This is a genomic window from Campylobacter concisus (assembly GCF_902460895.1).
GTDB lineage: Bacteria > Campylobacterota > Campylobacteria > Campylobacterales > Campylobacteraceae > Campylobacter_A > Campylobacter_A concisus_BC.
Genome location: NZ_CABPVL010000002.1, coordinates 804,266 through 811,352, shown reverse-complemented (window position 1 = coordinate 811,352; position 7,087 = coordinate 804,266). Strand labels below are relative to the sequence as shown.

The 7,087-nt window shown below is 36.6% G+C and carries 5 protein-coding genes and 1 tRNA gene; 3 read left to right on the top strand and 3 right to left on the bottom strand.

Annotated features, from left to right (window positions below; genetic code table 11):
* Positions 1-214: 214 nt before the first annotated feature.
* From F3G98_RS05200 to F3G98_RS05190, 3 genes are all read right to left on the bottom strand, one after another.
* Complete coding sequence (locus tag F3G98_RS05200; RefSeq protein WP_223231320.1) at positions 215-697, bottom strand: tyrosine-type recombinase/integrase; 483 nt, start codon at positions 695-697, stop codon at positions 215-217.
* Positions 698-976: 279 nt separating this feature from the next.
* Positions 977-3,082, bottom strand: a complete 2,106-nt coding sequence (locus F3G98_RS05195; protein WP_411160830.1) for an FtsK/SpoIIIE family DNA translocase — start codon at positions 3,080-3,082, stop codon at positions 977-979.
* 143 nt (positions 3,083-3,225) lie between these two features.
* Positions 3,226-5,541, bottom strand: a complete 2,316-nt coding sequence (locus tag F3G98_RS05190) for a flagellin N-terminal helical domain-containing protein (RefSeq protein ID WP_103608113.1) — start codon at positions 5,539-5,541, stop codon at positions 3,226-3,228.
* Positions 5,542-5,682: 141 nt separating this feature from the next.
* Between F3G98_RS05190 and F3G98_RS05185 the strand changes: the two genes are divergently transcribed.
* The 3 genes from F3G98_RS05185 to F3G98_RS05175 all read left to right on the top strand — a co-directional run bounded on the left by F3G98_RS05185 (position 5,683) and on the right by F3G98_RS05175 (position 7,015).
* The gene (locus tag F3G98_RS05185) at positions 5,683-6,429 is read left to right on the top strand and encodes a YaaA family protein (protein ID WP_103642955.1); all 747 of its coding nucleotides are present in this window, start codon (positions 5,683-5,685) and stop codon (positions 6,427-6,429) included.
* 124 nt (positions 6,430-6,553) lie between these two features.
* Positions 6,554-6,856 (top strand): HU family DNA-binding protein, encoded by a 303-nt coding sequence (locus F3G98_RS05180; RefSeq protein WP_012001719.1) that lies wholly within the window; start codon positions 6,554-6,556, stop codon positions 6,854-6,856.
* Positions 6,857-6,928: 72 nt separating this feature from the next.
* Positions 6,929-7,015: transfer RNA gene (locus tag F3G98_RS05175), tRNA-Leu, on the top strand.
* Positions 7,016-7,087 lie beyond the last annotated feature (72 nt).

The following is a 7,087-nucleotide window of genomic DNA, read 5'->3' as shown; positions in this document are numbered from 1 at the left end:
TTGCTTTTTGCATTTTTTTAAGAATAAATTTTTGATATTTTAAAGTTACTTTAGTATCTTCAATTGCACTGATCAAAGCGAAATAATCTTCTTCAGAAAAACTATGATCACATTTCGTATTTTCAATAATTAAAAATTCAGAATCATCAAAAGATGTTCAGCCACAATAAGGACAATATTTAGGTTTAAGATAAAATCTCATTATAACACCCCTTCAATCTGAAATTGATTTTAGTAAATTTTCAATAGTTTCTTTAGATTTTTTAACGTTTGCAGTAATATATTTTTGTGTTGTAGTTATATTTGTATGCCCTAGTGTAAATGATACTTGTTCGATAGGAATTTTAAGGTAATTAATTGAATACGTACCTATTAAATGCCTAATATCGTGTAATCTTATCTTTGGTAGATTATTTCTTTTAAGAAGCGAAGCCCAGCTTTTACGTAAATCTTTAAATTTATCGTCAGTAATAGGATTAATAAAAACATAATCATTTAGACGTTTTTGCTCTTTAGCTACTATGTATCTTTTATAAAGCCTAGAGTATAACTCATCGCTCATCTTATAGATCATATCTCTTTTAGCCTTATTGATCTTAAAAGGGATAGTATAAGTCCTTGTTTTAAAATTTATATCACTAAATTTAAGACTTAATACTTCATTTTTACGCCTGCCGTGAAGTAAGAAAAAGAATATATCAGAGTTTGGATCACTATTTTCGCAAATAGCCTTAATAAAACGTTTTTGAATGACTATTGAATAATCAAAATACCTTTTATTGTCAAATTTTGGAAGCTCTATAAGATCACAAGGATTTTTACTTATTAGCTCCAGCTTGATGCCTAGTTTAAAAATTACTTTGTGAGTTTTTTTAAAATGCTTTTTATATATAAGAGTATTATAGAGTCATTGCTAATCAGTGCAGTATTCAAATTTATTCATAAATTTGAATACCTTTCAGTAGCCAAGCCATTTTTAAACTAAAATTTCCCTTTGGCCTTTTGCATTTACAGGGCTTAAAACGCCCATTTTCTCCATCTGTTCGATTATATTTGCAGCTTTGTTGTAGCCTATTTTTAGGCGTCTTTGTAGGTAGCTGATCGATGTTTTTTGCTCACTCAAGATGATCTCTTTTGCCTCTTCATAAAGCTCATCAAGCTCATCTTCGCCTAATGCGCCAGCAGCTGAGCCTGCGCTAGAGCCCTCTTCTGCTAGAAATTTCTCATCGTAAATCACATCTTGTTGCTCTTTTAAGAAATTTACGATTGTCTCAATCTCTTTTTCGCTTGCAAATGGCGCATGCAGCCTGATCACGCCAGGGCTTCCAGGAGGCGTAAATAGCATATCCCCGCGTCCTAGCAAGCTCTCAGCTCCCATTTGATCAAGGATGACCTTACTATCGATCCTCTGCCCTACTCTATAGCTTATCCTGCTTGGTAAATTTGCCTTTATAAGGCCAGTCACGACGTCGACACTTGGACGCTGTGTCGCTACTATCAAGTGTATGCCACTAGCCCTTGCCATCTGTGCTAGACGGCCTATATAAAGCTCCACGTCCTTGCCGCTAGTCATCATAAGATCGGCTAGCTCATCGATGATCACGACGATGTATGGGAACTGCTCGCCGCCCTCACTCTTCATCTTTTCGTTGTAGCTTTCTATATTTTTTGTGCGAGTTTGGCTCATTATCTTATATCTTCGCTCCATCTCAGCGACCATGTTTGAAAGCGCTGTGATCGCCTTTTTAGCCTCTGTGATAACCGGTGTCAAAAGGTGTGGGATGTCGTTATATATACTAAATTCAAGCATCTTTGGATCGATCATCATTAAGCGCAAAGTTTGTGGGCTATTTCTATAAAGCAAGCTTAAAAGCATCGCATTTATACCCACACTCTTGCCTGATCCAGTTGTTCCAGCGATTAGTAAATGTGGGAGCTTTTTAAGGTCAGTCACAAAAGGAGCACCCACTATATCTTTGCCAAGAGCCATGGTTAGCGGACTGCTCGCATTTTTAAATATCTCACTCTCTAAAATTTCTTTTAGATAGATCGTCTCTAAATTTTGATTTGGTACCTCGATACCAACGACATCCTTGCCAGGGATCGGCGCTTGGATACGAATAGTTTGAGCCTTTAGCGCCATCGCTAAGTCATCTTGCAAAGTGAGGATTTTACTCACCTTGATGTGCGGCGCTGGGCGAAACTCAAATGTCGTGACGATAGGGCCAGTATAAGTTCGCACCACATCGCCATCTATCTTAAATTTGCGCAGTTTATCGAGTAAATTTGAAATTTGCTGGTCGATCTCTGCCTCATTTATATTATGCGAGCGCTTTGGAGGGTCGTTTAGAAATTTAAGTGGCGGCAGGACAAAGTCTTTTGGCTTTTCGACCTTGCCTCGTTCTATCTGATCAAGAAGTTTTTTGTTTTCAGCCACTTCGTTTAAAATTTCAACCCCGCCTATGGTTGCAGGTCTGCTCTCTTGTACCGGCTCCATCTCTGGCTCTGGTTCAAATTCTGGCCCACTATCTAAATTTGGCTCATCATCATTTAGCACCTGAGCATCTATAAGCTCTTCTTCTTTTATCTCGTCAGCTTTTGGCTTTTTGCGCTCTATCTTTGGTATCTGCCTTGCTCTTACCTCTTTTACGCTTCTGCTTTTTTCTTCATAGCTATTTGGCTCTTTATCTACAAAAGCCTTTCTTAAAACGATAATAAAATTTTCTCTAAAAGCAAGTCCAAGCGAGATGATAAATATCATAAGTATAGCAACCGCAGTGCCGATAGCGCCGATGACTTCTTTTAGCGCTGAGACTATAAAGCCGCCTATCACGCCGCTATTTGCTCCAGATGTTGTGAGAGCTTGAAACATCAAAAATGCGATAAAAAATAGAAAAATCCCAACTACAAACTGGGCAAAATCAAAGTCAAATTTCTTAAAATTTTTATATACAAAATAGCCTAGAACGATAAGTAAAAATGGATAAACATAGGCTATAAGGCCAAAATATTTAATATTAAAAACACCAAGGCTTTGTCCAAGTGAGCCTACAAAATCAGCAGTCGGAGCAGCCGTAGCGATACCAAAATATATAAAAAAACAAACAAAAATAGTAAATAATATATGTCTTAAAATTTTAGATCCTTTTGTTAAAAAGGCTTATTATAGCACGCTTGAGTTTAATTTTTAAAAAATCAGCAAGCTAGGCCTGCTGATTTATCATTTTAGTTTAGGTAGTTTAGCAAGCTTAGTTGATTTATCTTAGCGCTTGCTTGAAGAGTAGCTTGATATGAGAGCGAAAGCTGCGTAAATTTAAGATATGACTCTGCATAGTCTGCGTCTATGACGTCATTTTTAACAGTTAGCACATTTACTTTCATGACCTCCGCACGCTGATTTGTCGCAGTTAGTAGCTTTGTTTGAGAGCCTATCTTTGTAAGCTCTTTATTTGCGTGGTCTATCAAGTGATCTAGCCTTTTTAAAGCGCCTTGCATGCCTGTATTTCGCGGATCATGATTGTTAGCATCTGCTCTATAGTAGCCATTTCTAACAGCAAATATCATATCATCAAGGTCTTGAAAGACGCTTGTGCTTGGCTCATCGATAGTTAAAGCATTATTTTCGTTAAAGCTAAATACTGAGCCTTTGCCTTGAGGGTGGCTTGCAGCACCAGCAGTGTTTATGCCAGTGCTATCTCCGTCAAATATATCTCCATTTTTCGCATCATACATGGTTAGCTCTATATTTGTGACAGATTTTGTCTTGTCAGTTAGCACCATCCTGCCTTTATCGTCTAAATTTACCTCTACTGCACCTTTAGTCTTTGACAAAGCGTCTTTATAGGCATTGTAGTTTTGATCTCTTCTTACCTTTTCGATATCTGTATCAAAATTTGCATTTTCTACGTTTTGAGGATCAGGGATATTATCGCTTGCAGCCATCGCTACGATATCCATTAGCTGGCGATATGTAAAGTCGCTTGCATAGGTTCTGTAACTGCCAAATTCATCTGAGTTATAGACGGTCAAATTTCTAGTTGGAGATACCACGCCAGCAGCTGTTGTAGATGTTATTTGAAACTGCACTGGGGTATTTACGCCACCTGCTTCGCCCATTTTTACTTTGATGTCATACATTGTGCCAGTTATTGATTTTACTTGAAGACCTATCTCTTGATTATCTATATTGTAAAGCTCTCTTTTTCTGGCATCGACATCTTTTGGGTATAAATTTCTATTGTAGCTCTCTTTTGTGCCAGAAACCTCGCTTAGCTTTGTCTGATCAGTTGCAAACTCGCCCGTTCTTCTAGCTACTTGAGGTAAATTTGCGATTAATTCATTGTCTTTTCGCTCAAATCTAACCTTGTCATAGTCAAATGCATTTGTTAAATTTCCATCTTTATCAAGGTATTTGCTCTTTGTAAATTCAGTTATATGAACCGTTTTTGGCACAGCATTTGCCATATTTTCAAGGCTTTGTAGCGAATTTACCGTATCAAGTGTATTGTTTGGAGCTATCGCACCACGATTTGCCGCCACAGAAGTAGCTGCAACCATGTGAAAGTCTATCGTTTGATTACCTTTAGTAAGGTCTTTTATATTAAATTGTCCGTCGTTATTTATGCTCACATCGACAACTTTTGTCGTCTTTGTGTTGCCAAATTCCATACCGATCTTCTCCATCAAACCAGCCATTGACGTATCAGCACTCATCTTAAATTTACTTGTAAATGTCGTGCCATCTGGCTTTTTGCCTTGCATGAAAAAGTATGTGTCAGGGAAATTTACATTTGAAGTATCCAAAAAGTCGAAATCTGGCTCGATCGTGCCTTTATAAGAGCCATCACTGCCCACGACTGAGTCGCTTGCGTAGTTTAGACCGATCATATTTTTTATCTTGCTATTTTCATCAAGATATTTTGGCGCATAAGAGATGTCAGTTCTAGTTTGATCAGCTAGCATCACGTTTGTTGTTAAAATTTTGTTGTAGTCGCCATCTTTTCCTAAAAATAGATCAAATCCTGGGATATTGTAAGGTAGCTCTACCTGAGCGCCAGCTGAAGTTTTCATATAGTCGCGGTTGCCTTGATATTTACCTGAGCCATCGATCGGCTTAGTATCCACAGCACTTCCTGAGAATAAAAACTGCCCATTTATAGAGGTATTTGCGATATTTACAAGGTGATTTTTGATGCCTTGAAGGTCGTTTGCTAAAGCTTCAAGAGACGTTGTGCTATGCACGTCGCTGGCTGCTTGAACGACTTTTGTTTTAAAATTTTCAAGCTGTTTTTCAAATTCTTTCAGCGCATTGTCTGTGTTTTTTGCAAAATTTACTGACTTACCGGTAGCATCAGCCACTTGAGTGAGAGTGGTCGCTTCATAATCAAGCCTCATCGCATCGTTATAAACTGCAGCACCGTCGTATGGATCTTGGATTTTAAGTCCGTTTGAGAGCTGCTGGTAGCTTTTATTTACGCCAACCATATTTTTTTGATAGTCGTGCAAAGTCTGACTAAAACGTAGTTGATTTGTAATTCTCATAATTTTTCCCTAAATTTTTATTCATTCTAAGCAAGAATAATTCCGCTTTGTGATATATCGGTGAAAATTTGATTTTTTTTAGTGCAAAAAAGTTTTATTGTATAATCTGCCAAAATTTACATATATAAAATAGGAAAGAAAATGGCGTTAAAAATCCTCTTCTCACCAAGCGAAAGCAAAATTTCTCTAAACACAAATGATAAATTTGATGGTAAAAATTTGATATTTTCTGAGCTTTTTGGCAAAAGGGCTGAAATTTTAAAAAGATATGATGTTTTTTTAAAAAGTGCAAATTTAGACGAGATAAAAAAGCTTTTTGGACTAAAAGAGCTTGAAGATAGCGAGCAGCTGCGAGAGAGTCTATCTAAAAAAGGTAGCATAAAAGCTATCTTAAGATATGACGGCGTTGCCTATAAGCACCTAAACTACCGCGGACTAAGCGATGAAACTCAAAAATATATAGATAATAATGTTTTGATATTTTCAAATTTATTTGGTCCTATTTTGGCAAAAGATGAGATAGCAGAGTATAAACTAAAGCAAGGCGAAAAGCTAGCTGGCTTTGATATTTGTAAATTTTATGAGCAAAATTTTAGCAAGGCTGTCGATAGCTTTTTAGAAAATGATGAAATTTTAGATCTTAGAGCTAAATTTTATGAGAAATTTTATGTGGTAAAAAAAGAATTTACGACATTTTGTTTTTTGAAAAACAAAAAGATACTAAGTCACCATGCAAAAGCTTATAGAGGTGAGGTTTTACGCCAGATCGCAAATGCTAAAGTGACAAACAAAGATGAGCTAATGGGTTTAAATTTTGAAAATTTAAAGCTTGTAGATATGAAAAAGATAGGGCTAAAAAACGAGCTTACGTTTGAAATTTGTGAGTGAAAGTTCAAAATTTGGTCTTTTTTACTAAAAAAATGCAAAAAAAGAGCTAAATTTAGGGAAAAAGTATTGTATTTTTTTTTAAAAGAGTGTAGAATTGCCGCATAACTTCTTAAAAGGATGGTTCATGAAAAAAGCTGAATTTATTCAAGCGGTTGCCGACAAGGCTGGTCTTTCAAAAAAAGATACTCTAAAAGTTGTTGATGCTACTTTGGAGACAATCCAAGCGGTTCTTGAAAAAGGCGATACAATTAGCTTTATAGGCTTTGGTACTTTCGGTACTGCTGACAGAGCTGCAAGGAAAGCTAGAGTTCCTGGAACTAAGAAAGTAATCGACGTTCCTGCTAGCAAAGCAGTCAAATTCAAAGTTGGCAAAAAACTTAAAGAAGCAGTTGCTGCTGGCGCTGCTAAAAAAGGTAAAAAGAAATAATTTTCTTTTTCGGGGAGCAAGTCTCCCCTTTTTTCTTTCTTCTCACAAACCTAAAAATTCAATCTTAACTTAGCCCGAGTGGTGAAACTGGTAGACGCGTCAGACTCAAAATCTGATAAGGGCAACCTTGTGTCGGTTCGAGTCCGACCTCGGGCACCATTAAATTTTTCTCAACTACATCAAATTTAAAAAACAAAAATACGAATAAATTTAAAATATAGATACAAATAT